Source organism: Pedobacter sp. UYP30 (genome assembly GCF_040547165.1).
Classification (GTDB): domain Bacteria; phylum Bacteroidota; class Bacteroidia; order Sphingobacteriales; family Sphingobacteriaceae; genus Pedobacter.
Genome location: NZ_JBEPPD010000008.1, coordinates 163,040 through 188,021 on the forward strand (window position 1 = coordinate 163,040; position 24,982 = coordinate 188,021).

Consider the following 24,982-nt stretch of genomic DNA (forward strand, 5'->3'; position numbering starts at 1 on the left):
ATTGTTGCTATGGCTTTACACTTGGGTTAATGTTGAGCAACTGCTTCCACATTTTTTAAAATAATGGCGCAAGCTTCTTCAATTTCCCCATCGGTGATAATTAACGGAGGAGCAATGCGCATGGAATTGCTGCAATGCAAAAACCAATCAGACAGCACTCCATCTAAAATACAGGCATCGATTATTTTTTTATTAATGTCGAAGTTTTCAAATTCTGCGGCCAACATCAATCCTTTTCCCCGAATTTCTTTAATGGCCGGATGTTTTAGTAATTTTTTAAAAAGCTGTCCTTTACGCGCTACATCTTCTACAATTTTCTCATCCAAGAGCACATTTAACGTGGCCAAACCTGCGGCGCAACAAACCGGGTGACCGCCAAAAGTGGTCATGTGGCCCAAAATAGGTGTGTGTGATAAAACCGTCATGATCTCTGCCGAACTGATAAAAGCGCCGATAGGCATCCCGCCGCCAATTCCCTTGGCCAATAACAAAATATCGGGCGCTACGCCATAATGTTCAAACGCAAATAGTTTTCCGGTTCGGCCAAAGCCAGATTGTATTTCATCAAAAACCAACAAAGCACCTACTTCTTCACACTTTGCCTTTAGCGCTTTAATGTAAGCTATATCTGCAACACGAACACCAGATTCGCCCTGTATCGGTTCTATAAAAACAGCAGCAACCGTGGTATCGATGATGTCTAAATCTGCTAATTTATTATGTTCGATGAAACGCACATTCGGCAAAAAAGGCCCGTAACCTGCGGTAAACTCTTCACTTTCTGTTAAACTTTCTGCTCCGTGCGTACTGCCATGATAAGCATTTTTGCAGGCCACAAACCCTTGGCGACCCGTATAGCGCTTTGCCAATTTCATTGCCCCTTCTACGGCTTCGGTGCCAGAATTTAAGAAGTAGGTGCAATTTAAACTTTCTGGCAATACGTTTGCCAAAGCCTTGGCAAAATTTACTTGTGGCGTTTGCACATACTCGCCATACACCATTAAGTGCATGTACGTTTCTGCCTGTTTTTGCACCGCCTCTACTACTTTTGCATGGCAATGCCCAACATTACTTACGCCAATCCCGGCAATTAAATCTAAATGTTTTTTACCAGCACTATCATAAATGTAAATGCCTTTTGCCCTTACAAATTCTAATAAAAGGGGTGTTGGAGATGTTTGTGCATTATGCTGTAAAAATAGTTGACGTTGAGTAAGCATAAAGCAAAAGTAGCCAATAAAGCTAAAATTACTTAGCAAGCAGGCTAATATTAGTTTTGTGCGACATAAGGATTAACCACCTAGCGCTAAGGTTAAAAAAAGGCCCGCAAAATTTGCGGGCCGATTTCATAAATTAGGTAAGCTTAAACACGTCGCTTACATCGTCCAAACTAGAACCTGTAAACTTTAAATCTTTAATCAACCCTGTTTTTAGGCTATATACCCATGCATGAACAGACAATTCTTGCCCGCTTGCCCAAGCGTTTTGAACAATGGAAGTATTGCTAACATTCGACGCACCGTTTATTGCATTAAGTTCTACCAAACGATCAAATTTTTGCTCAGGATCTTTAATAGTTTCCATCTCTCTAATGTGAGTTCTGTATACATCTTTAATGTTCCTTAACCAATTGTCTATAATCCCAACAGGTTTATTTTCTAGTGCAGCCTTTACGCCACCGCAGCCATAATGGCCGCAAACAATTACGTGTTTAACCTTTAGCACATTTACAGAATAATCCAGTACCGAAAGCATATTCATGTCGGTATGTACAACTATATTAGAAATGTTTCTATGAACGAATATATCGCCCGGCATGGTATTGGTAATCTGATTTGCAGGCACACGACTGTCTGAACAACCAATCCACAAAACAGGCGGTGTTTGTCCAGCCGATAATTTCTCAAAAAAACCGGGATCGGCTTCTAACACTTCCTTTACCCAATCTTTATTTCCTTGAAGTAGGGTATCGCAGTTAATGTCTAATGATTCTATTTTCTTTGCACACATGTTTTAGCTCGTTATTTCGTTAGCAATTTTGTTATTCATTTTTGATACTACATAATTTTTTTTAATTTCTTCCAATGTCACTACCGTTCCTTTGGTATAGGCATTTTCTTCGAAGTTGAATATGGTTTCGAGCACGTCTGGGTGGATATATTTAGCATTTGACCCATCTATAACTACATGGCTATCTTTAGGAATATTAATTAATAAAACCTGTATTGCCGCCTTGTTTAAAAAGGAAACTTCTTCTGCTAATTTTATTCTAAGATGCTTTTTATCGCCTTCTTGTTGCACTTTGTAAAAGTAAGAATTTCTCATGTTTGTACGCAATAAATAAAATACTGATACAAGTAAACCCACGCCAACGCCATTTAACAAATCGGTAAAAAGAACCGCTAAAATAGTTACCACAAATGGTACAAACTGATCCCATCCTTTTCTATACATGTGCTTAAATAAACTAATTCTGGCTAGCTTGTAACCAACCACCAGTAAAATTGCAGCCAAACAAGATAGTGGGATTAAATTTATAATTTGTGGGATGAATAAAACGGATAACAAAAGCCAACCGCCATGAAATATTGCCGATAAGCGCGTTCTTGCCCCTGCGCCAACATTTGCCGAGCTTCTTACAATAACAGCCGTTACGGGCAATCCGCCAATCATACCGCTACAAATATTGCCTATTCCTTGCGCAAGTAGCTCTCTATTTGTCGGCGAAACGCGTTTAATTGGGTCGATTTTATCGACTGCCTCTATACTCAATAGGGTTTCTAAACTAGCTACCACGGCAATTGTTGCCCCAACAATATAAACATCTTTGTTTGCAAGTGCAGAAAAATCGGGCATAGTAAACAACCCTAAAAATTCTCCAAAATTACCTACAACGGGTATTTCTACCATTTGATTAGCGCGCAGACCGGAGTTGGAGCCAGCAAACAAAAAACCAACAACAATACCCAACACAACTACAATTAAAGGCGCGGGCACAATATTTAATTTCTTAATTTTTGGCCAAAGCAAAAGTATGGCGATAGAAAGCACGCTGATAACGATTGCCGCTAAGCTTACATGTCTAAGTGCATCGCCAATGGCAGAAAAAGTATTCTGATGATCGCTCTGTACAAACTGTTGGTCCCCATCAAAATCGGTATCTACGCCAACCGCATGCGGCAATTGTTTTAAAATAAGAATCAGTCCAATGGCAGCAAGCATGCCTTCTATCACGCTAGACGGAAAATAATTTCCAATCGTTCCAGCTTTTATCAAACCTAAAATAAGTTGAAATATTCCTGCCAAAACAACTGCAAGCAAAAAGGTTTGATAACTGCCCAGGGAAGTTATTGCACCCAAAACAATAACCGTTAGGCCGGCAGCCGGCCCGCTTACGCTAAGTTGAGAACCGCTAAAGGAAGCTACCACTATACCGCCTATAATTCCAGAGATTATCCCTGCAAACAGCGGAGCGCCAGAGGCAAGTGCAATGCCCAAACAAAGTGGCAAAGCAACCAAAAAGACCACAATACTAGCGGGCAGGTCTTTTTTTAAGTTCTTTTTTAATATATATTTATTGGCATCTGATTTAGAGAATGCCGGTTTGAATTTTTGCATGAAAAGTATAGTTGATCTAAAATTTGAAATAAAGACATGCTTTGCTGCACAAAACAGCAAGGCAGCTACGTGTAAGTTTACACACAGCGGTATTTACATAAAAAATCAACTAAAATTGGGGGGCGGCGTTGCTACCGTAGGATGATAGGAAGTGAACAGCCGTTTCGAACTTCGCAGTTCGTCTCTTTTCAGTTCTATAAAAGAATACAAAAACGAAAAGCTTGTTATTGGCTGTGTAACCTCAAGCAACTTAAAGTCGGTAAACTTTAAACCGTCGTTTCCGTCGTCGCTCGGGCCATGCGTTACTTCAATTTGCATAATCACGGCATTCATAATAGCCTTGTCTGCACTTGCAAAAAACACGGGCGCACCAGAAATAACCATCTTCGCAATAAAGACAAAAAGAAAGATTGCAACGATGCTATATTTGTATTTCTTGTTTTTCAATTGTTGCAAAACTACGTGGAATTAATTTAAAAATTTAAACATAAGGCGATAAATATTCCATTTAAACTAATTTTTTAGCGCAAAGCGGATGAAATTAAAAGCAATATTTAGTGTCGATTAGGTATTGCCCTGCCCGACTAATATGGAAAAAGGCTCAGTTATATGCCAAGAATTAATATTTCGATAAAGTTCTCAAAACGGCTATTGGTTGATTACAGTCCCTTTTTTTCTTGTTAACCTAATTAGTTATTCGGCTTCGCCAGATAAAATTCCTAATCATTCAATGCATCGAGAGAGATTGTTGGCAACGCGGTAAAACCGATTTGTTAACGTAATGCCATTATTTTTTTCATCATTACAATTTCGTTATCGATTAAACAAAAGCCCTCCAGTTTTCATTGGCAATAACTGTCGAAAATGTACTAGTAGAACATTCAAAAACAACAAAAATGTTGTCGATGTTTACTCTTTTAATTAACATTACGTTTGTAATCTTCACTATATTTACCATAAACGCCGCAGCTGTTTAGTAAATCCCATTATGGTTGGCGTATAACTTTTTTTCGACGCTAGTTGTATGGGTAAGCTGGTTGAAAAAATCAAAAACTTGAAAAATCGATATGCAAGAAAAGATAGACGTTTTAAATGACAAAATTAATCGGGCAAATCTGGGCGGTGGGGAGGCAAGAATCGCTAGTCAGCATAAAAAAGGAAAACTGACCGCAAGAGAACGCCTCCATTTCCTAGTAGACGAAGGCAGTTTCGAAGAAATTGGCATGATGGTTACACACCGCAGCACCGATTTCGGCATGGAAAATGAGAAATACCTCGGCGATGGCGTAGTTACTGGTTATGGCACCATAAACGGTAGGTTAACTTATGTTTTTTCTCAAGATTTTACTGTTTTTGGAGGCTCACTATCAGAAACCCATGCCGAAAAAATCTGCAAACTGATGGAAATGGCGATGAAAAACGGTGCACCACTTATTGGTTTAAACGATAGCGGAGGCGCACGTATACAAGAAGGGGTTGTTTCTCTTGGTGGCTATGCAGATATTTTTTACCGAAACGTTCAGGCTTCGGGTGTTATACCACAACTTTCGGGTATTATGGGCCCTTGCGCTGGTGGCGCAGTGTACTCGCCGGCGATTACAGATTTTACGTTGATGGTAGAAAACACCTCTTACATGTTTGTTACAGGGCCGAACGTGGTAAAAACCGTTACGCACGAGGAAGTTTCGTCAGAAGAATTGGGCGGTGCAAATACCCATGCCGTAAAATCTGGCGTAACGCATTTTGCCTGCGAGAATGAAATTGCGCTTATTACAAAACTGAAAAATTTACTGAGCTATATGCCGCAAAATTGCGAAGAAAACGCAGCATTTTTGCCTTATGAACCGTCTGACGAAACCCGACCAGCTCTAAACAGTTTACTTCCCGAATTCGTTTCGCAACCTTATGATGTTCGAGAAATTATCTCTTCGCTATGTGATGAAAATAGTTTTTTAGAAGTGCATAAAGATTATGCAGAAAATATTGTGATAGGTTTTGCGCGTTTGGCTGGAAGGAGTATTGGCATTGTAGGCAATCAACCGGCTTACTTAGCAGGCGTTTTAGACAGCAATTCTTCTAAAAAGGCAGCTCGATTTGTACGCTTTTGCGATTGTTTTAACATTCCGTTATTGGTACTAGAAGATGTGCCAGGCTTTTTGCCCGGCACTGACCAAGAATGGAACGGAATAATTACCAATGGGGCTAAACTACTTTTTGCTTTTAGCGAGGCAACCGTGCCGAGAATAACAGTAATTACCCGTAAAGCTTATGGTGGTGCGTACGACGTAATGAACAGCAAACACATTGGTGCCGATTTAAATTACGCTTGGCCTAGTGCAGAAATTGCCGTGATGGGTGCCAAAGGAGCCGCAGAGATTATCTTTAAAAAAGAAATAAACGCAGCCGAAAATCCAGAGAAAAAATGGCTGGAGAAAGAAAAGCTATATTCCGACATTTTTGCCAATCCTTATCGCGCAGCAGAACGCGGCTTTGTAGATGAAGTGATAGAACCATCGCAAACGCGAATAAAACTGATTAAAGCATTTAAAATGCTCGAAAATAAAGTCGTGAATAATCCTCGGAAAAAACATGGAAACATCCCTTTGTAACGGAGAAATCATCAATAACTTTAAGATGAAAATAAAATTAATAATACCGCTTATGCATGATCAATTCTCAAAAAGAACTACCCTGCTTTTATAGCTCAATTGCAAAAGGAGAGAAATTGTAGCTGTACTAAACAATGTGAGCGGGAATTCCCCTCTTTTAGAGGGATGGTCGCAGACCGGGGTGTTTAATTAAGGGATAAACTTTTGATAATCGATTTAGTAACTACCTATCATAATGCACTACAGATTAATACTGCTTTTTATAATGGCTTTTTTCACTACAAAAGTTAGCGGGCAAGATGAGGAGGGTTGGATAAAACGCGTTGACTTTGGTATTGAGAAATCGGTTTATGCGGATGTTAGCATATACTCCGCTTATTGGCAAACCAAAAAAGATTCAGGCTTTTTAATAAGCGGGGACACAGAATTTGTGGTAAATAGGAATTTTCTTGTTGCGCCAAAAATAAGTACAGCTTATGTTTTTGACGGCGTTCTAATTGCAAGAACCGATTTCTCTCTATATACAGATTTTAACAAAACGCAGCCGGTTGCAACACCAAAGATCGGCGTTGGCCTACTCGGCTTCTACTTTTATTATGGGCGAAATATTTCATTAAACAACAATAGCTTCTCTGCTTTAGGAAAGAATCAGTTTACCATAGGTTTCTCTGCTATTCCGAAGATTGTGTTAAATATCATTCAATAATTAAGCTTTTTAAATTTGGACCCTCTAATTCAAGTAGAACAAATATTCCCATCTTTAACCTGGCGCGTTCGGCATGAAGTGATGTACCCCGAATTACCTTTTGATAGTGTAAAACTTGCAGATGATTTTAACGGGATTCACTTTGGCTTATACCTCGACCATAAATTAACTGGGGTTGTCTCCTTATTTCAGAAAGGAAATATTTATCAGTTCAGAAAACTTGCCATATTAACAAGCGCTCAAAAATTAGGACTAGGAGCTCAACTGATGCGGTATATCTTAGATTTTTGTAAAATTCAACAAGCAGAGAAACTCTGGTGCAACGCCAGGGTTAACGCTACAGGGTTTTACACTAAATTTGGCTTCATCAAAACCGACACTATTTTTTCTAGAGATGGGTTTGATTTTGTGGTGATGGAAAAATACTTTAATTTGATCGAGTAGAAAGGTTTAGGCGTTAAGCCGTTTAGGGTTAATGGTTCATGTTCGAGGTTAGTCGAAAATGATAAAATTGAATAAAGCTTTCAGCTTGGCAACGAGACTAAATCTTGAATGTTTACAAAATTTATAAAAATGTCAAAAGAAGAAAAAGAAGAAAAGCCAAAACATGTAGAAGTGGTTACGAAAAAATCACTACAATTTTTTGAAGAGTACATAAATAACCCTGCACCAACAAGCTATGAGTGGGAAGGGCAAAAAATGTGGTTAAAATATTTAAAGCCTTACATAGACGAGCATTTTGTAGATAATTATGGCACTGCTGTTGGCGTAATCAATCCCAAAGCAGATTACAAGGTGGTTATTGAAGCACATGCCGATGAAATATCTTGGTACGTAAATTACATTACCAGCGACGGATTGATCTATGTGATCAAAAATGGCGGATCAGACCATCAAATTGCCCCAAGTAAACGCGTAAACATCCACACCGATAAAGGTATGGTAAAAGCGGTTTTTGGCTGGCCTGCCATCCATACCAGGCATGGTGGCGAAAAAGAACAAACGCCAGAATTAAAAAATATCTTTTTAGATTGTGGTTGTACCACTAAAGAGGAGGTAGAAAAATTAGGCGTGCATGTGGGCTGTGTTATTACCTACGAAGATACCTTTATGGTGTTAAACGACAGGTACTATGTTGGTAGAGCGCTAGACAATCGTGTAGGTGGTTTTATGATTGCCGAGGTTGCCCGTTTGTTAAAGGAGAACAAGAAAAAGCTTCCCTTCGGATTGTATATTGTTAACTCTGTACAAGAAGAAATTGGTTTGCGCGGAGCTGAGATGATTGCCGATCGAATTAAACCAAACGTAGCGATTGTTACCGATGTAACCCACGACACGACAACGCCTATGATCAACAAAAATACGCAAGGCGAATTGTTTGCAGGTAAAGGCCCAGTTGTTTCTTACGCACCAGCTGTACAGACCAACTTAAACAAGCATTTAATAAAGGCTGCAGAAAAACACAACATTCCGTTTCAACGCCAAGCATCTTCTAGATCTACAGGCACAGATACCGATGCTTTTGCCTACTCTAACGGCGGGGTTCCATCTGCGTTGATTTCTTTGCCGTTACGCTACATGCATACCACCGTAGAAATGGTGCACAAAGAAGATGTAGATAATGTAATTAGTTTGATCTACCATAGTTTACTAGACCTAAAAGCTGACCAAGATTTTAGAGAATTTAAATAAGGGTTATGGGTTAGAGGTTTAGGGGTTAGGGCCAACCACTATGGAGCAATAATAAAGCGCAATCGTGGCGATTCCTTAAATCGGGATCGTCACGTTGAGGTTTAATATATTTCATGTAAATCAATATAAATGACGTTTTGGTTTAAGCTAGCTATATCGCTTTGCTTAGCCATCTCGCTACTCCCGGCCTAGCAGCAGTTTGGAGGAGAAAGCGCCTAAAGCTGCTTGCAGAGAACTGCGGGGTTACTGGTGCGAAGAGGATTCGCAGCCGCGCGAGGTTATGAGCAAGGGGCGGCCTCGAAGAATCGATGTAAAACAGCTTGGCGAATTTTTACCCAAAGAGGTGCAAGCCTTGATTTTTGTCTCTTTTTATCAAGAAAAAGAGAGACGCTCCTCCGGTCAGGAGAACCTAAGGAAGAGTCGGTGGTCATTTTTTGTAAGACTGAAGGGACGAGTAATAAAAATGAGATATGATTTAATTAACTGATAGTAAATAACTTATGCAAAAACATCAATGGTAGCGCATCGAAAAGTCTCACAAATAGGTTTGGCCATAGCAAGTGTGATGTTTCCTGCCGTCAACATGACGGGCGCTCAATCTCCGCCCCTACTTACTCAAATACATCGATTTATCTGTGTACAGCTTACGGAAATATGGATCCTCTAAGTCTTTAATAAATCGAATAGATTCTCCTGTAGATTTCATTTCTGGCCCAAGCTCCTTGGTAACCTCTGGAAATTTATTGTAGCTGAATACCGGTTCCTTAATCGCATAGCCCTTCAGCTTACGTTCTATTTTAAAATCTTTTAATTTAGCTACTCCAAGCATTACCTTAGCGGCAATGTTAATGTAAGGCACATCATACGCTTTCGCGATGAATGGCACCGTACGAGACGCCCTTGGATTTGCCTCGATTACATATACTTTTTCATCTTTTACAGCGAACTGGATGTTTAAAAGCCCGATTACGTTTAAAGCTTTGGCTATTTTTATAGAATATTCTTCCATCGCCTTGGTTACATTTTCGCTTAGGCTAAAGGTAGGCAGCACAGCAAATGAATCGCCTGAGTGAATGCCTGCAGGTTCTATATGCTCCATCATACCTATAATGTGTACATCGTCTCCATCGCTAATAGAATCAGATTCGGCTTCTTCTGCTCGATCTAAAAAGTGATCGATCAACACACGGTTTCCAGGTAAATCACCAAGTAATTTAACTACCGCTTTCTCTAAATCCTCGTCATTTATCACAATGCTCATGCCTTGTCCGCCGAGCACATAACTTGGTCTAACCAATACCGGATAACCAACCTCTTGTGCAACTAAAATAGCTTCTTCTGCATTCTCTGCCACGCCGTATTTTGGATATGGAATTCCTAGCTCTTTTAATAAATCAGAAAACCTACCGCGATCTTCGGCAGTATCCATATCGTCGAAAGCTGTACCAATAATTGGAATATTATGTTCTTTTAACTTTTCGGCCATTTTTAAAGCCGTTTGGCCACCTAGTTGAACAATTACGCCCATAGGTTTCTCCAACTCGATAATTTCTCTTACATGTTCCCAAAAAACCGGCTCGAAATATAATTTATCGGCCATGTTAAAATCGGTACTTACCGTTTCGGGGTTGCAATTAATCATGATGGCCTCGATACCCGATTCTTTTGCCGCCAATAATCCATGCACGCAAGAATAATCAAACTCTATTCCTTGTCCTATTCTATTAGGACCAGAACCCAACACAATAACCTTTTTATTTTTACTCGAGATAGACTCGTTCGATCCCTCTAAATTATCTCCAGATGATTTCTCCTCGAAAGTGGAATAGAAGTAAGGCGTTTGTGCGGGAAATTCTGCAGCGCAGGTATCTACCATTTTATACACACGCCTAATTCCCAACTCGGTACGTCTATCAAATACCTCATCTTCGGTTACGTTGCCTAATAAATAGGCAATCTGAATATCAGAAAATCCTTTTTGTTTCAAGTTGAAGAAGAAATCGTAAGGAATGTTATTTAGCGAATATCTTTTTAACTCTACTTCTACAGCTACCAATTCTTGTATCTGGTTTAAAAACCACTTATCAATTCTGGTAACCTTACGAATAGACTCCAAGGGAACGCCCATGCGCATGGCGTCCTTTATCAAAAACAGGCGATTCCAAGAAGCGTGCTCCAAACCATCCATTATCTCGTTAATATTACGCACCTCTTTGCCGTCGGCGCCTAAACCAGCACGTCCAATTTCTAAACTCTGACAAGCTTTCTGCAAAGCTTCTATAAATGTACGCCCTATTGCCATTACCTCGCCAACAGATTTCATCTGTAAGCCAAGTTCTTTATTTGCGCCTTTAAATTTATCGAAATTCCACCTAGGAATTTTTACAATTACATAATCTAACGTTGGCTCAAAATAAGCAGAGGTTGTTTTTGTAATCTGGTTTTCTATTTCATCTAAATTGTAACCAATGGCCAATTTAGCAGCAATTTTTGCAATTGGATAACCAGTTGCCTTGCTTGCCAATGCCGACGAACGAGAAACCCTTGGATTAATCTCTATCGCGATAATTTCGTCGTTATCAGGATTTACAGAGAACTGCACGTTACAACCCCCGGCAAATGTGCCAATGGCACGCATCATTTTTATCGCTTGGTTGCGCATGTCTTGGTAACAACGATCGCTCAAAGTCATGGCGGGTGCAACGGTAATCGAATCGCCGGTGTGGATGCCCATTGGATCGAAGTTTTCTATCGAACAGATAATAATTACATTATCGGCACTATCTCTTAACAACTCCAATTCATATTCTTTCCAACCTAGAACTGCTTTTTCCACCAACACTTCGTGCGTTGGCGATGCCTCCAAACCACGCTTTAATGCAGAATCAAATTCATCTTTATTGTGCACAAAACCACCACCATAGCCACCAAGGGTATAAGATGGGCGAATTACCAAAGGATAACCGATAGTTTGTGCGGCTTCTTTACCTTCTAAAAACGAGTTTGCAATTTTAGACTCTGCAACACCAACACCAATATCAACCATCAACTGACGGAATGCTTCTCTATTCTCTGTTTTTTCTATCGCTGCAACATCAACACCAACTATCCGAACGTTATGTTTAGCCCAAATGCTGCGTTCATCTGCTTCAATACAAAGATTTAGTGCAGTTTGACCGCCCATAGTTGGAAGAACCGCATCTATAGTTGGTAAATCTGCAGATTCCGCATGTGCAATTAATATTTCCTCTATAGAATCTACCGTTAATGGCTTTAAATATACATGGTCTCCAATCACTTTATCCGTCATAATAGTGGCTGGATTAGAGTTGATTATGGAAACCGAAATTCCTTCTTCTTTTAGCGATAATGCGGCTTGCGAGCCTGCATAATCAAACTCACAAGCCTGACCGATAATAATAGGACCAGAACCAATAATTAAAATCGAACGTATGGAGGTGTCTTTAGGCATGATTAATATTTAGACAATAAATAAATTTTAAAAAATCGGTTCATTTGAAACCGAGAAAGCAAGAAGGTTTTTTTGCTTTAAAAAGAAAAATTCCAACTGTTCTGTCGGGATGCAAAGGTAAGTTTTTTAAGGATATTTTAAAACGTTTTTACAAAAATTTAATAGCTTTTTTTCGCCTTCGGGGATAATAGCTATTAAGTCGCCAATTACTTTGTAATGAGTTTAATTAACCCCAAATCTGTGGTAGAACTGTCTTTCACCGCAACACTTTTAATTAAGCTATCGCGATAATTGTTATTTCCTTTAACTAAAATAGAATAAACGCCCTCTTTTAAATTGTTAAAAGTAAAATTTTGTTGATCGGAATTTCTTGCCAAAGTATCTATTCCCTCAATTAGATAAATAGAGCCGACAGCACCACCAGGCGCTACTTGCCCCCTAATAGCACCCATCTTAATTTTTACGAAGCCAAAGGAAATCATGGCAACAAACGAAGCGCCGATGATTAATTTGCGGTAATTTTTCATAAGCCTCTAAAATACTCAACTTTGTCGAGATAACGAACGAAATGGACATTTGGTGCATTAGTTTTTTATCTTGCAAAAGTTTTAATAATTTGCAAGAAGTAAAATTGAAACGGGTAAAATAATTTGGGCGCTTTTACACGCCTTCCATTGTATCTTTTATCCTACTAAAAGAAGCAGGATAAAAGGATGCCATTACAGTCGTTAGCGCAAGAAACAATATAATATGAGAGAGCGCATAGAAATTTAGAGCCTGTTTAAATTTACAATTTTATTTTCTTTACCAAAAATGTCCTCTGCATCTGTCTGACCTTCGGCTTCTGATTTCCCTCTAACCAAAACGTTTACGAGGTAAACCTTCTACCTTCCAGCCCTCAGGCTCATTTCTCTTTGGTCTTTCTGCCTTCCCTCTCTCAACCTTAGCCTCGGTCTCAACCTTTTTTAATTGTAACGAAATTGTTGTCGAAGGTTTGTAATAAGTGCCTTAAACATGCGTTTTCTAAATACTTTAGTTAATTCTAAGGTACCTCGGCGGAGTAGTTAACCGCGCATAGAGGTTCTTCATAAATAGTTTGTTTGGTTTAAATTCCGGTCGCAGCTCCCCGCTACGACCGGTTTTTTTTGCATCTTTTTTATACATTTGGCAAAACCAATCCATGGAGCAAATTATAAGCTATTTTCTAAAAACCAGCCTACTGGAATGGTGCGGTGTGTTTACCGGCATATTATGTGTTTACCTTGCCGCAAAAAACATTATCTGGAATTGGCCATTTGCCATTATAAGCGTTACCATTTATATTTTTATCTTTTTTGAAGCCAAGCTCTACGCAGATACCGGTTTGCAGTTTTATTTTCTTGCGATGAATATTTATGGTTGGTATTATTGGAGCAAAGAACGAAAAAGTGCTAAAGAACCCCGGCGAATTGGTTTAATAAAGCAAAAAGAGCTTCTATTATCTTTATTGGGTTTATTGATTTTTACAGGCGGATTAGGCTTCTATCTTCATCAACAAACCGATGCTGCTTCTCCATATTTGGATAGTTTTTGTACTGCAATAAGTTTGGTAGCACAAATTTTTCTTGCTAGGAAAGTACTAGAAAATTGGCTGATGTGGATTTTTGTAGATTTAATTTATGTTGGCCTGTATATTTACAAAGGCCTGTATGCAACCTCGATAATGTATGGCATATACATCTATATTGCTTCGATGGGTTATTTAGAATGGAAAAAAACACATAGTGAACAAACAAATTAAAAAAATTGCCATTGTTGGCCCAGAAAGCACCGGCAAATCTACCCTTTCAATACAGATAGCCAAACATTATTGTGTAGATTGGATACCAGAATATGCGCGCTATTACTGTGCTACCCTTAACCGGCCGTGTACTTTGCAAGACGAAGAAAACATGTTTTTTGGTCAATTGGCCCTGGAAGATGCGGTATTGGCGACCACAGAAAAAGATTTTGTTATTTGTGACACAACGTTTGTAACCGTAAAGATTTGGAGCGATGAGATGCTCGGCGAAACGCCCCAAGTGGTGTTAGATGCGCTGCCAGAAAGAACCTATGATTTATATTTGTTGATGGACATTGATTTGCCTTGGCAAGACGACCCATTGAGAGACTTTCCAAACCAACGCGGATATTTTATGGAGGTTTGGCACAAGGAATTGAAAGCGCTAAACGCAAGTTATAAGGTTATTAGTGGTTTGGGAGAAGAGCGATTTGAAAATGCGATAGGGGCCGTTGATATTTTTTTATCGGCCAACCACAAAGGTAGTTAGCCCATTTCTTAAAAACCGTCACCTTATCAAGATCAGAAAAACCTTATTCAATTTCTTGTATATTTGTATTATTGGGGGTTGAAAAAACTCAATCAGCTCGCAAAGCCAATTTAATTATTGGCGTTAAACGTTAAATTATGGAAGCCATAAATATTAAGGCATATCCGGCAGATACTTCGCAAATTGATGCCATCAAAGCGTTTATGAAAGCGCTTAAAATTAAATTCGAACTATCAAAAGACGAGGAGAAGCCTTATGATTCAGAGTTTGTAAAGAAAATAAAACAAGGTGATGAGGATTTAAAAAATGGCAAAGGAAGAAAGATGACGGTCGAAGAGTTTCACAACATGTGCAAGCTTGATTAATACATGGTGTAGGGATCTTTTAAACAATAACCAAATGAAACTAACTATCACCACCGTACTATTATTTATTTGTTCAGTTACCTATGGGCAGAAATATCAATCTATTGTTGATCAGGCAGATAGCCTTTACAAAATCAAACAATATCAGAAATCTGTTGACGAGTATCAAGAAGCATTTAAAATTGAACAGAAAAGCGGCTTTGATTTTTATAATGCAGGATGTGCAGCGTCGTTGCTTGGCAACAAGCAATTAGCATTCGAATGGCTAAACCTTGCATTAAAAAATGGATGGTCAAATTTTGAGCATACAACGACAGATAGCGACTTAATTGCATTACATGAGAGTGAAAAATGGAATGTTTTACTAACTGAAATACAAAAAGAAGTTGATAAAAAGGAAGCGTTTTTGGACAAGCCTCTCCGTGCTAAATTATTGAAAATCTATGATAGTGACCAACCCATTAGGGTTAAATATTTGTCAGCACAGAAAGAGTTTGGTTATCAAAGTAGAGAGGTGGATAGTTTAGGGAAAGTGATGATGCATCAAGACAGCACTAATCTAGTTGAAGTTACAGAAATTTTAGATACGGACGGATGGGTTGGGGTTGATAAAGTTGGTGGGATTGCAAACATGACTTTATTTTTGGTGATACAACACGCTGGTTTAAAAACACAACAGAAGTATCTACCGATGTTGAGAGAAGCTGTAAAGAGTGGAAATGCAAAGGGTAGTGCGTTAGCTTTATTGGAAGATCGTATAAACATTCGGCAAGGAAAGCGACAAATTTATGGTAGCCAAATTGGTGTATATGAAAAAACTGGGGGAAATTGTGTTTCGCCTCTTGAGGATCCCGACAATGTAGATAAAAGACGAGCAGAGGTCGGGCTCGAACCCCTTGCTGTTTATGTAAAACAGTGGAATATTATCTGGAGTGTAGCTGAATATAAAAAACAGATGCCTGAATTGGAGAAACAGGAGAAGGGGAAAACTTGGTAGATTATTTTTGATTCCGAACTTTTATATTTCAATTTGCTAATGATTATTCTCTGATGTTTCCCGTAGGAGAGACATTATTAAACCATCAATAATTCACCACCTCATACTTTAAACTTCCGTCTCTAAACAAATGAAAATTAAAATACGCAGGCTCAAATTCTTGTAATTTGCCTTTCCACCAATTGCCGCATATAGCACCACAATTTACGTAAGTAGTGTGGAGATAATTAATTTCTTCTTGCAAATGCAAGTTTCCAGAAAAGTAAAGCATTACGTTTTTAATAAGCTTCCAAGAGTTAAAAGTGCACTTAACAGGCCTGAGGTACACTCTACTACACACCCTTACATTTTAAGACAGTTGTATTAATTTGGTAAGATTTCCATTCAATTCGACAACTTTCGCTTCTGACAACTTGCCCAAAAGCCCCTTTGCCAATGCTTTATCCAATGTTGCTATTTTGCCTGTCCGTATTAATGACTGTTTCCTGATGCCGTTTTCTAGGCTTGGCGAAATATCACATCCATAGGCTCTTTCCACCCGATTTGAGTTATTATGAAACAAACAGCCAAATCCAAAATGTTTTCTATAAGCACTACAGTTGGGCGCAACTTTTTACCAGTTAAATCTGTAAAGGGAAAAGCAATGAGAACAATGTCGCCTTTAGCCATTGAAAACTTCTTTTAAATCGGCTAGCGAATATATTTCTTCGTCTTCTTCGAGAAACCGGAATGCTTCACTTTCCGAAGCTAATTTTTGAATACTTTCAGTTACTTGCGATTCTTCGTATCGCTTAAAAACAAAGTCAACAAAGGTTGAAATTTCTGCGGCTTTGTCTTCAGGCAGAAGCTTTATTGCATTTACGGTACGTTCAATAATTGCTTGTCTGTTCATTGTTGAGAAATTGCATACACAAATATAACGATTTATTATCGTATGGATAATGATGTGCAGCGTAGGATGTAAAACTAAGTATTTTGGGTTTCGTCTTAAAAATAATGAACCTCTTTAATCAAATAAGTAATTATCGATAATTTATCCCTCAGCGAACGCCTCCGCCTATCATAAAGTGAGGTCTTTGACACGACCACCCCTCTGTGAGAGAGGGGAATTACCTTTTATTACACTTGCAATTCCCTCTGCTTTGGCGGATGCCTGCAAGGTGCGGCGGTTAATTCAAAAGAAATGATAATGTACTGGGTATCTAAGTATAATTTTATACATTTGCGCCATCATTAGGGGTGCCTTGTTTGTAAAACACAAAAACAGGCTGAGAACATACCCATTTTGAGGTGAGAGGTAGAAGGGGTAAGGTTAAAGGTTGTGCAAACCCTAAACCCTAGACCTTTAAACCCTAAACCTTAAATGCACCTGATCCGGATAATGCCGGCGTAGGGATTGGAGTTATGGAAGTTTAACTAGAATCGGGTTTACCCCTATGCCCGAGGTGTTTAACTAAAGAAAATCGAAACTTGAAAAAATTTAATTTAGTGGCTTTACTGGTCGCGTTAATACCTTGTTTTGCATGTGCACAGTTTGTGGTAAACGGAAAAATTACAAACGGGAACAAAACTATTAATGGTGCTACGGTAAAAATTGGCGACTTTACCACGGCAACAAATGCCAGCGGGAATTATCGGTTCGAAAACATCCCGGGAGGAAAAAAAACAATAAAAGTAAGCTTTGTAGGCTATCGAAATATAACAAAAGTGATCGATGTAACTGCTGACATCATCCAAAACTTCGATTTGAAAGAACAAGTTTTTTTAGCAGAAGATGTAATTGTACGGGCAACCCGAGCAAACGATAAATCGGCGACCACCTATAAGAACATAAGTAAAAAAGACATCGAAGAAAATAATTTTGGGCAGGATTTGCCTTTTATTTTGCAGAACACACCAAGCGTTGTGGTTACTTCTGATGCTGGTGCAGGCGTAGGTTATACGGGCATACGCATCCGCGGAAGCGATAACAGCAGAACAAATGTTACCGTAAACGGGATACCGATAAACGATAGCGAAAGCCAAGGCACTTTTTATGTTAACATGCCCGATTTTGCATCTTCTGTAAACAACATCCAGATTCAACGTGGAGTTGGAACTTCTACCAATGGCGCTGGTGCTTTTGGTGGGAGCTTAAATATTCAAACCACCAACGGAGAAGTTGAGCCTTATGCCGAGGTAAACAACACTTATGGCAGTTTTAATACTTGGAAAAACACCGTTAAATTGGGCACGGGGCTAATAAACAATAAATTTAGTTTTGATGGCCGCCTTTCTAGAATTAGCAGCGATGGTTATGTAGATAGAGGTGCTTCCTTATTAAAATCTTACTTTTTAACAGGCGCTTATCAGGGAAATAAAGATTTGCTTCGCATCAACATATTTTCTGGTCAGGAAAAAACCTATCAAAGTTGGAACGGAATTCCAGAATCTCGGTACAATAATGATGTGCCGGGGATGAAAGCCTACATTGATAGAGTACCATTAGATGGAGAAGATGCAGCAAATCTGTTAAACTCTGGTTTTAGATACAACAGCTTTACTTACAATAACCAAACAGATAATTACAATCAAAGTCATTATCAGTTGTTGTACGCGCGAGAAATTTCTAATAAATTTTCTTTTAATGGCGCTTTGCATTACACAAAAGGCGCCGGATATTATGAAGAATTTCTTAAGGCAGATTCACTTAAAAATTACGGTTTAAAAGAAGTTATTATTGGAAGTGACACTGTAAAAGCTACAAATTTAGTGCGCAGAAGATGGCTTGATAACGATTTTTATGGGTTAACTTACGCCTTTAGTTATGCACCGAAAAAAGCGCTTAACTTTACTTTGGGTGGTGCATACAATCAATATACAGGCGGACATTATGGCCAAGTTATTTGGGCGCAATATGCAAGTAATGGAAGCATCGACAGGCACTACTACTATAATGAAGGAAATAAAAATGATTTTAACACTTATTTGAAAGCCAATTATAGTGCCGTTGAGGCGTTAAATTTCTTCGTCGATTTGCAGTACCGCAGAATAAATTATACAATTAAAGGAACTGAGAATGAATTAAATAGTCTGGACATTAAAGACAACCTAAATTTCTTTAACCCAAAAATTGGAGCCACGTATTTTATCGATACCAAACAAAATGTTTACGCATCGTTTAGCGTGGCAAACAAAGAGCCAAACCGCGATGATTATGTAGATGGAGGTATGAAGGCTTTTCCAAAATCAGAAAATTTAAATGATGTTGAAATTGGCTATAGATACAAAAAAGAGCAATTAAATTTCGGAGTAAACGCGTATGGCATGTTCTATAAAAACCAATTGGTGCTTACCGGCAGAATTAACGATGTGGGTAGCCCGTATCGTCAAAATGTAGATAAAAGTTATCGCATAGGAATAGAATTAGATGGCTCTTACCAAATCAACAGTCAATTTGCCCTAAATGCAAATGCTGCTATAAGTCGTAATAAAATTAAGAACTTCATCGAATACATAGGGGAAGATGATTCTAGTCAGATTATAAATAAATACAACTTAACAGATATTTCTTACTCTCCAAATGCGGTATTATTTGGCGAATTGGTTTACAAACCTGCAAAGGGTTTTGCCCTTGCCTTACAAAGCAAATATGTGAGCAAGCAATACTTAGACAATACCCAAAACAATGCCAGAAAACTAGATGGTTATTGGGTAAACAACGCGCGCTTGGGTTATAATTTTCAGGCCTTTAAGTTAAAAAACATAAATTTGGGTTTGCTTGTAAATAATCTTTTCGATAAAAAATATGCAAGCAATGGATACACTTATAGCTATTTATATAATGGTGTGGTGACAGAAAATTTCTACTATCCACAAGCTGGCACCAATTTTCTATTAAACTTGAACATAAAAATTTAAACTCCCTACCTCCTAAAGAGGAAATTATTGAGTAAAATAGTTGCTAAATTGATAGGACACTAAGTTTTAATTATGGAAAAATATATAGAAAAATTCCAATTTATTACACACGATATTCCCCATAGAAGTCATATTGAACAGGCAACTTTGGCCTGTGAAGCGGGTGCGAAATGGATACAGTACCGTTGCCTAAGTAAAACTGATGAGGAACTGTTGAAAGATATTAATGCCATTGCAGCCATTTGCGACGATTGGGGAAGCACTTTAATTGTTACCGATCACGTTCATTTAGCCGGCAAAGCCGACATCCAGGGTTTTCACATAGAAGCTATGGATGCAGATTTCATCGCTTTGCGGAAAAAACTGGGAAATGATTTGACACTTGGAGGTTCTGTGAATACGCTAAATAATTTATTGAGAATGGCAAAAACTGGTGCAGATTACTTTGGTTTCGGTCCCTTTGCCGAAACCAAAACCAAGCCGAATGACTACCCGTTCATTTCTTTGGCAGCGTATAAAGAAGCAGTAGAAAAATTTAAGGAATTAAATCTCGACCTTCCCATTTTTGCTGTGGGAGGCGTGGAGCTAAAAGATGTTCCGGCGTTAATGAAAACAGGAATTTACGGTGTTGCGGTTTCGCACGCTCTTAATTTTACAAATGACTTTGCAGATGAATATGAAGGTTTTTACAATGCAGTAAAAGCTTAAATACGGCGAAGTAAATTTGCAAATTCCTAGGACACTATGCTGTCGTGGGAATTTTTTATTTCCTAACCTCGCACCTATGTCCTCACACCACATTGTAAGAGAAAAACAAGAACCCGCTTTACACATAAACGAGATTGGCGAGTTTGAGAATTGTAAGTGCATCACTATTTAGGAACGCTTCATTGTTTATTATATAGCTTTCGCTAATTCACCGCCACTTTAAATTGTTTTGGCTGTTGCCTTAATATAATACTGACACATGTTCTCTACTTAAGTTGCAAAAACAGCAATGCCTATGATTTAAGTTTAGAGGACACGCATTAAGACATCATAAAAAAATTAAGTGCTATAAGTTATGGAAAGAGGGATCAGCGAGAACACACATCCAGGAGAAATATTCCGAGAAGAAATTTTGAAGGCAAACAACTTGAACGTTAAGGAAACAGCAGAATTGCTTAAAGTTGCCAGGCCAACGTTAAGCAACGTTGTAAACTGCAAAGCTTCAATTTCTCCGAATATGGCATTGAGGATTGCAAAGGTATTTGGAGGCACGCCAGCCATTTGGTTAAAACTTCAAACTAGTTATGATTTGAGAGAAGCAGAAAAAGAGTTTAAAAATAACGCCATTTATTTAGACAAATATGTATACGCATCTTAATCTCTGATAGCAATTTTGTCGTAGGAATTTTTTATTTCCTAACTTCGCACCTATGTCTTCACACCACATTGTTAGAGAAAAACAAGAACCCGCTTTATACATAGACGAAATTGGCGAGTTTGAGGAGGAACTACTCGGCCAACTGTTAGAATGGAGCCCAACTCTATTGGTAAATGCTAAATCGTATGATAAAATTTCGTCTTGGAATATTAAAGTTGATGTGCTTGTAAACGGGAAGGTAGAAGATGTGCAAGAATATACAAAGCTGATCAACTCTTCTACAGACTCTTTGGCCACCGCACTTTCTTATCTTCAACGAGAACAATTCCCAGCCGTAAACATCATAACCGAGACATTCGACGCAGGGCGTTTTTACGGTTGGTGCGACAAAATAAACGTGGTAGTTTTTACAAGTACCCATAAATATTATGTCATTAGTCCTAGCTTTTCGGTCTGGAAGCCTGCCGGAATTATCTTTAAGGTTTTTGGCAACGACCAGTTAACGCCAACCAATTTAAAATCTCTGGAAAACAACGAATACGAGGTAATTAGCGACGGCTTTGTGAAGTTTGGTTTTACAGGTAGCACTATTTTTATTGGCGAAGCGCTATGATACACATTAGAAAGGCTACCCAGAAAGATGTTGGTTTGATCTTTAATCTTGCGAAAGATATTTGGCCAAGTGCCTATTTAGAAATTATTGGGCAAGCACAAGTCGACTATATGCTCGATAAAATGTACAACGCAACCGAGCTCTCTAAGCAGATGGCAGAAGGACATATATTTTTGATTGCAGAACAACATCACCAAGCGCTCGGCTTCGCCGGGTTTTCTTTGGTAGATGCAGAAGCCCACACCTATAAATTGCATAAATTATACGTATTGCCCGAAACGCAAGGCACAGGACTGGGCTGGAAACTTGTGGATGAGGTGCTGAAATTCGTTAGGGCAGTTAAAGGAAAAACGCTGCTGTTAAACGTAAATAAATTTAACAAGGCGAGGTTTTTCTATGAAAAGCTTGGTTTTGAGATTATTGAAGATGTTAAGATTGACATAGGTGGAGGTTTTTTTATGGATGATTTTGTGATGGAGAAGAAGGTTGAGGGCGTTAAGGTTTCTGAGAGCAAGGAATAAGGAGCAAAGATTAAAGACAAGATGCCTCTACTCTGTGAAAAGCTCTTTGCACTTTGTGGCAAAAGACTAAACCACAGAGGGCACCAAGCAAACCATACAAAGGTCTCAAAGAAAAACAGCATACTTTACTCCGTGAATTTTGTGAAAAGCTCTGCGTGCTTTTTGATAAGAAATCTATTTTCCTATTTTAATTTTCTGCGCTTCAACATTCCAGCCATAAACCTCAACGGCAATATTTTCGGGTTTTCCTGTATATTCTGCTGTAATGGTTCTGTTTTCTCCGGGCAATACACTTACATAATTGTCATCAAAAAAAGTAGGTAAAATACGCTTTCCTGTAGTCGAATTAATTAAAGCAACACGGTTGAAAAAAGCAATTGGGTTGCCTTTTGCATTACTTAATGTTATGGCTACTTTATGGCCAGTAACAAAACGAGCGTCTGCTTTTAGAGGTGCCGATTTCATTTTCTGCAAGCCCACATAATTGCCATCCTTGCCAGGCAACCAATACAAATTATCGCTCAAAACATTATCTTTCTCTTTCAATATCCGCAAGGAAACAAACACGCCTTCTTTCTTATCTAGCTTTTTTAAAAATTCGTTTAACGGGAAAAATCGTCTCACAGAAGAGGGCTCGACCGAATTAAAAACCTGCGAATAGAAATATTCCTTCCCGTTCATGTCAAAAGCTTTCGCCTGCACCATTAAATTATTTTGTATTGTAAACCCATTGTTCACCACGGTAACCATACTATCTAACGGGTTCATCATTACGTGCAACGGCTCCGCACCTTTTCTAAGTCCGTACAAACAAGCATTCGGGTCGAGGTAGTAATCGTACATCTGCCCACGCAAAGCTGTCCATGGGTTTTGTGTTTTCCAAATAATCGAACCCGTGTACCAATTCCACATTTCATTAGAAAAACCTTCCATCAAGGCCCGATATTGATTATAGTTGACTAATTGAGCTTTCATTGCGAAATCTTTGGCATTTTTTGGTTTGCCATAAGCATCAATATGATTATCGTAAGCAATGTATTTATGGTACTCCCAAACAGAATCGAGTTGTTTTCCCTCTGGTTGAATCAAATTCTTATCCGGCATAAATCGTTCTAAAGAAACATAGTCGCCAAGACCTACCGAACCAACTTCTGAATTGTAAGGATATGTTTTTGTTCCCCAAAAAGTCTTGGTGTCTTGTATGCCATAAGGACCATCTCCGTTACCACCGATGCTGTTGTACGACATTTTATCGCTGTTAGAGAAATCGAATAACATGCGCGTGCCATCAAGTCTAGGCAAAATATCGTTTTTTAGAGGATTGAGAATATCATCGGGCGGCGTAATTTCATTTCCACCGCACCAAAATGCGAGCGACGCGTGGTTCCTAATCATTTTAATTTGATCTTCCATCGCAGACAATACCAGTTGATGGTTGTCTGGATATTTTCTACGCGTCCATTGGTCTTCTTTTTTCATGGGATCCACCCAGCGTCCATTACAATCTCCACTAAACCAAAAATCTTGAAAAACTAACAAACCATACTTATCACAGGCCTGGTAAAACTCTGGCCGTTCTAACAAAGCACCGCCCCAAATTCTTATCAAATTCAGGTTCATATCTTTATGATAACGCACTTCTGCATCGTAACGGGCATCGCTAAACCGCAGCATAGCATCAGAAATGATCCAATTTCCTCCTTTGATAAAAATTTTCTGCCCATTAACCATAGCTTCCATGCTTTTGGTCTGTGCATTCCACACATTGTCTATTTGTCTAATCCCGATTTTTAGCTTTTCGGTGTCTAATATTTTTTTTCCAGCAACAAAGTTGATGCTAAAGTCGTACAAGTTTTGTGCACCATAACCATTTGGCCACCAAAGTTTTGGGTTTGATAAACCCATATCTAAAAACTTCACTTCTTTATTGCTGTGGGCAGCAATAGTGGCTGTTTGAGTTACCGTAATTCCCCCAATTTCATATTTTAAAACGCCAGATATAGGCTTATCAGTTGGGTTTTCTGCCTCTACCGAAACCTTTAAAGTTACAGGCGCCTGCTTTACGTTTGGCAAACGTTTGCCTGGCACCAACGTAATAACATGTGGATTTTTTAAATTTATTCCATGTGTTTTTTCAATGGCAACCTTATCCCAAATACCCGTGTTGCGATCTCTCATGGGCTGGATCCAATCCCAGCCAGCGGTATATTGTGTCGTTAAATTCTTTGCGATTGTACCGTCTCCGCCTTGCCCTCCGTTTGGATTTCCTGGAAAATCTGGCGGGTAAACAATTACTGCTAGCCTGTTTTTGCCATCTTTAGCAAGTGCTTTTGTGATGTTAAACTCCGACCGCAAAAACATTCCTTCTATTGGCTTTTCGGTTAGTTTTTTACCATTTAGGAATACATCTGCTTTATAGTTTATTCCCCTAAATTTTAACCAAACTTGATCATCGCCCTTGGCCTTTTCTGTAAAATCTTTTATAAACCAATATGTATAATAATCGTTTCCGGTGTTGTAAACATCTGGAATTTTCTCATTATTCATTCCATAAAAGGGATCGGGAACTTTCTTGTTATTTAGCAGGGTTGTTAACACAGTGCCTGGAACCGTGGCAATCATCCAATTATTGGTAGCGAATATTGGATTAGAGAGTTGACTACCGCTTTCTTTAACTTCTTGTATATTTTTGCAAAGCCAGCCAGTATTTAGCTCATAGTTTTGCTGGGCATTTAGTTGTAGAGCTGCAATAAAAATTAAAATAGTTAAAAAGATTTTTTTCATCGGGAGTTTTTCAATTAGGCTTTAAATGTT

Annotated in this window: 23 protein-coding genes; 13 read left to right on the forward strand and 10 right to left on the reverse strand. The window is 38.7% G+C overall.

Features of this window, described 5'->3' with window-relative positions; translation table 11 throughout:
• Positions 1-26 precede the first annotated feature (26 nt).
• The 4 genes from ABIB40_RS11240 to ABIB40_RS11255 form a co-directional block, all read right to left on the reverse strand.
• Positions 27-1,220, reverse strand: coding sequence for an aspartate aminotransferase family protein (locus ABIB40_RS11240; protein WP_354359047.1), 1,194 nt, complete (start codon positions 1,218-1,220; stop codon positions 27-29).
• 133 nt (positions 1,221-1,353) lie between these two features.
• On the reverse strand, positions 1,354-2,010 hold the full coding sequence (gene can, locus ABIB40_RS11245; RefSeq protein ID WP_354359049.1) for a carbonate dehydratase: 657 nt from the start codon (positions 2,008-2,010) through the stop codon (positions 1,354-1,356).
• Positions 2,011-2,013: 3 nt separating this feature from the next.
• On the reverse strand, positions 2,014-3,618 hold the full coding sequence (locus ABIB40_RS11250) for a SulP family inorganic anion transporter (RefSeq protein WP_354359051.1): 1,605 nt from the start codon (positions 3,616-3,618) through the stop codon (positions 2,014-2,016).
• Positions 3,619-3,723: 105 nt separating this feature from the next.
• Positions 3,724-4,074 (reverse strand): hypothetical protein, encoded by a 351-nt coding sequence (locus tag ABIB40_RS11255; RefSeq protein WP_354359053.1) that lies wholly within the window; start codon positions 4,072-4,074, stop codon positions 3,724-3,726.
• A 611-nt stretch (positions 4,075-4,685) separates the two neighbouring features.
• Here ABIB40_RS11255 and ABIB40_RS11260 point away from each other — a divergent pair.
• The 4 genes from ABIB40_RS11260 (at position 4,686) to ABIB40_RS11275 (ending at position 8,625) form a co-directional block, all read left to right on the forward strand.
• Positions 4,686-6,227: an acyl-CoA carboxylase subunit beta gene (locus ABIB40_RS11260; protein ID WP_354359055.1), complete on the forward strand. Its 1,542-nt coding sequence runs from the start codon at positions 4,686-4,688 to the stop codon at positions 6,225-6,227.
• 265 nt (positions 6,228-6,492) lie between these two features.
• Positions 6,493-6,933, forward strand: a complete 441-nt coding sequence (locus ABIB40_RS11265) for a hypothetical protein (protein ID WP_354359057.1) — start codon at positions 6,493-6,495, stop codon at positions 6,931-6,933.
• 15 nt (positions 6,934-6,948) lie between these two features.
• A complete protein-coding gene (locus ABIB40_RS11270; protein ID WP_354359059.1) occupies positions 6,949-7,377 on the forward strand; it encodes a GNAT family N-acetyltransferase in 429 nt (142 codons plus the stop codon).
• A gap of 129 nt (positions 7,378-7,506) precedes the next feature.
• Entirely contained in the window at positions 7,507-8,625 is a 1,119-nt protein-coding gene (locus ABIB40_RS11275; protein ID WP_354359061.1) for a M42 family metallopeptidase, read from the forward strand.
• Between the two features lie 607 nt (positions 8,626-9,232).
• Here ABIB40_RS11275 and carB read toward each other — a convergent pair.
• Both carB and ABIB40_RS11285 read right to left on the reverse strand, forming a co-directional pair.
• A complete protein-coding gene (gene carB, locus ABIB40_RS11280) occupies positions 9,233-12,097 on the reverse strand; it encodes a carbamoyl-phosphate synthase large subunit (protein ID WP_354359063.1) in 2,865 nt (954 codons plus the stop codon).
• A 206-nt stretch (positions 12,098-12,303) separates the two neighbouring features.
• Positions 12,304-12,624: a carboxypeptidase regulatory-like domain-containing protein gene (locus tag ABIB40_RS11285; protein ID WP_354359065.1), complete on the reverse strand. Its 321-nt coding sequence runs from the start codon at positions 12,622-12,624 to the stop codon at positions 12,304-12,306.
• A gap of 653 nt (positions 12,625-13,277) precedes the next feature.
• On the opposite strand from ABIB40_RS11285, the gene pnuC reads away from it, so the two are divergent.
• The 4 genes from pnuC (at position 13,278) to ABIB40_RS11305 (ending at position 15,768) form a co-directional block, all read left to right on the forward strand.
• Positions 13,278-13,877 (forward strand): nicotinamide riboside transporter PnuC, encoded by a 600-nt coding sequence (gene pnuC, locus ABIB40_RS11290; RefSeq protein WP_354359067.1) that lies wholly within the window; start codon positions 13,278-13,280, stop codon positions 13,875-13,877.
• Positions 13,861-14,406 carry an AAA family ATPase gene (locus tag ABIB40_RS11295; RefSeq protein ID WP_354359069.1) on the forward strand — a complete coding sequence of 182 codons (546 nt, stop codon included), beginning with the start codon at positions 13,861-13,863 and terminating at the stop codon, positions 14,404-14,406. Before pnuC ends, ABIB40_RS11295 begins: the two co-directional genes overlap by 17 nt.
• Positions 14,407-14,543: 137 nt before the next feature.
• The gene (locus ABIB40_RS11300) at positions 14,544-14,771 is read left to right on the forward strand and encodes a DUF2683 family protein (RefSeq protein ID WP_354359071.1); all 228 of its coding nucleotides are present in this window, start codon (positions 14,544-14,546) and stop codon (positions 14,769-14,771) included.
• A gap of 34 nt (positions 14,772-14,805) precedes the next feature.
• Positions 14,806-15,768: a DUF6624 domain-containing protein gene (locus ABIB40_RS11305; protein WP_354359073.1), complete on the forward strand. Its 963-nt coding sequence runs from the start codon at positions 14,806-14,808 to the stop codon at positions 15,766-15,768.
• Between the two features lie 85 nt (positions 15,769-15,853).
• On the opposite strand, the gene ABIB40_RS11310 is transcribed toward ABIB40_RS11305, so the two are convergent.
• The 3 genes from ABIB40_RS11310 to ABIB40_RS11320 form a co-directional block, all read right to left on the reverse strand.
• Complete coding sequence (locus ABIB40_RS11310; RefSeq protein WP_354359075.1) at positions 15,854-16,039, reverse strand: hypothetical protein; 186 nt, start codon at positions 16,037-16,039, stop codon at positions 15,854-15,856.
• A gap of 227 nt (positions 16,040-16,266) precedes the next feature.
• The gene (locus ABIB40_RS11315) at positions 16,267-16,437 is read right to left on the reverse strand and encodes a hypothetical protein (RefSeq protein ID WP_354359077.1); all 171 of its coding nucleotides are present in this window, start codon (positions 16,435-16,437) and stop codon (positions 16,267-16,269) included.
• Entirely contained in the window at positions 16,430-16,660 is a 231-nt protein-coding gene (locus ABIB40_RS11320) for a hypothetical protein (protein WP_354359079.1), read from the reverse strand. The genes ABIB40_RS11315 and ABIB40_RS11320 overlap by 8 nt, the downstream gene beginning before the upstream one ends.
• A gap of 578 nt (positions 16,661-17,238) precedes the next feature.
• Between ABIB40_RS11320 and ABIB40_RS11325 the strand changes: the two genes are divergently transcribed.
• The 5 genes from ABIB40_RS11325 (at position 17,239) to ABIB40_RS11345 (ending at position 22,168) form a co-directional block, all read left to right on the forward strand.
• Positions 17,239-19,668, forward strand: a complete 2,430-nt coding sequence (locus tag ABIB40_RS11325; protein ID WP_354359081.1) for a TonB-dependent receptor — start codon at positions 17,239-17,241, stop codon at positions 19,666-19,668.
• A gap of 72 nt (positions 19,669-19,740) precedes the next feature.
• Entirely contained in the window at positions 19,741-20,376 is a 636-nt protein-coding gene (locus ABIB40_RS11330) for a thiamine phosphate synthase (protein WP_354359083.1), read from the forward strand.
• Between the two features lie 355 nt (positions 20,377-20,731).
• On the forward strand, positions 20,732-21,034 hold the full coding sequence (locus ABIB40_RS11335; protein ID WP_354359085.1) for a HigA family addiction module antitoxin: 303 nt from the start codon (positions 20,732-20,734) through the stop codon (positions 21,032-21,034).
• Between the two features lie 52 nt (positions 21,035-21,086).
• Entirely contained in the window at positions 21,087-21,647 is a 561-nt protein-coding gene (locus ABIB40_RS11340) for a thiamine pyrophosphokinase (protein ID WP_354359089.1), read from the forward strand.
• Positions 21,644-22,168, forward strand: a complete 525-nt coding sequence (locus ABIB40_RS11345) for a GNAT family N-acetyltransferase (protein ID WP_354359091.1) — start codon at positions 21,644-21,646, stop codon at positions 22,166-22,168. The genes ABIB40_RS11340 and ABIB40_RS11345 overlap by 4 nt, the downstream gene beginning before the upstream one ends.
• Before the next feature lie 174 nt (positions 22,169-22,342).
• Here the strand turns inward: ABIB40_RS11345 and ABIB40_RS11350 are convergent, their stop codons facing one another.
• Positions 22,343-24,952, reverse strand: coding sequence for a glycoside hydrolase family 2 protein (locus ABIB40_RS11350; protein WP_354359093.1), 2,610 nt, complete (start codon positions 24,950-24,952; stop codon positions 22,343-22,345).
• Between the last annotated feature and the right edge of the window lie 30 nt (positions 24,953-24,982).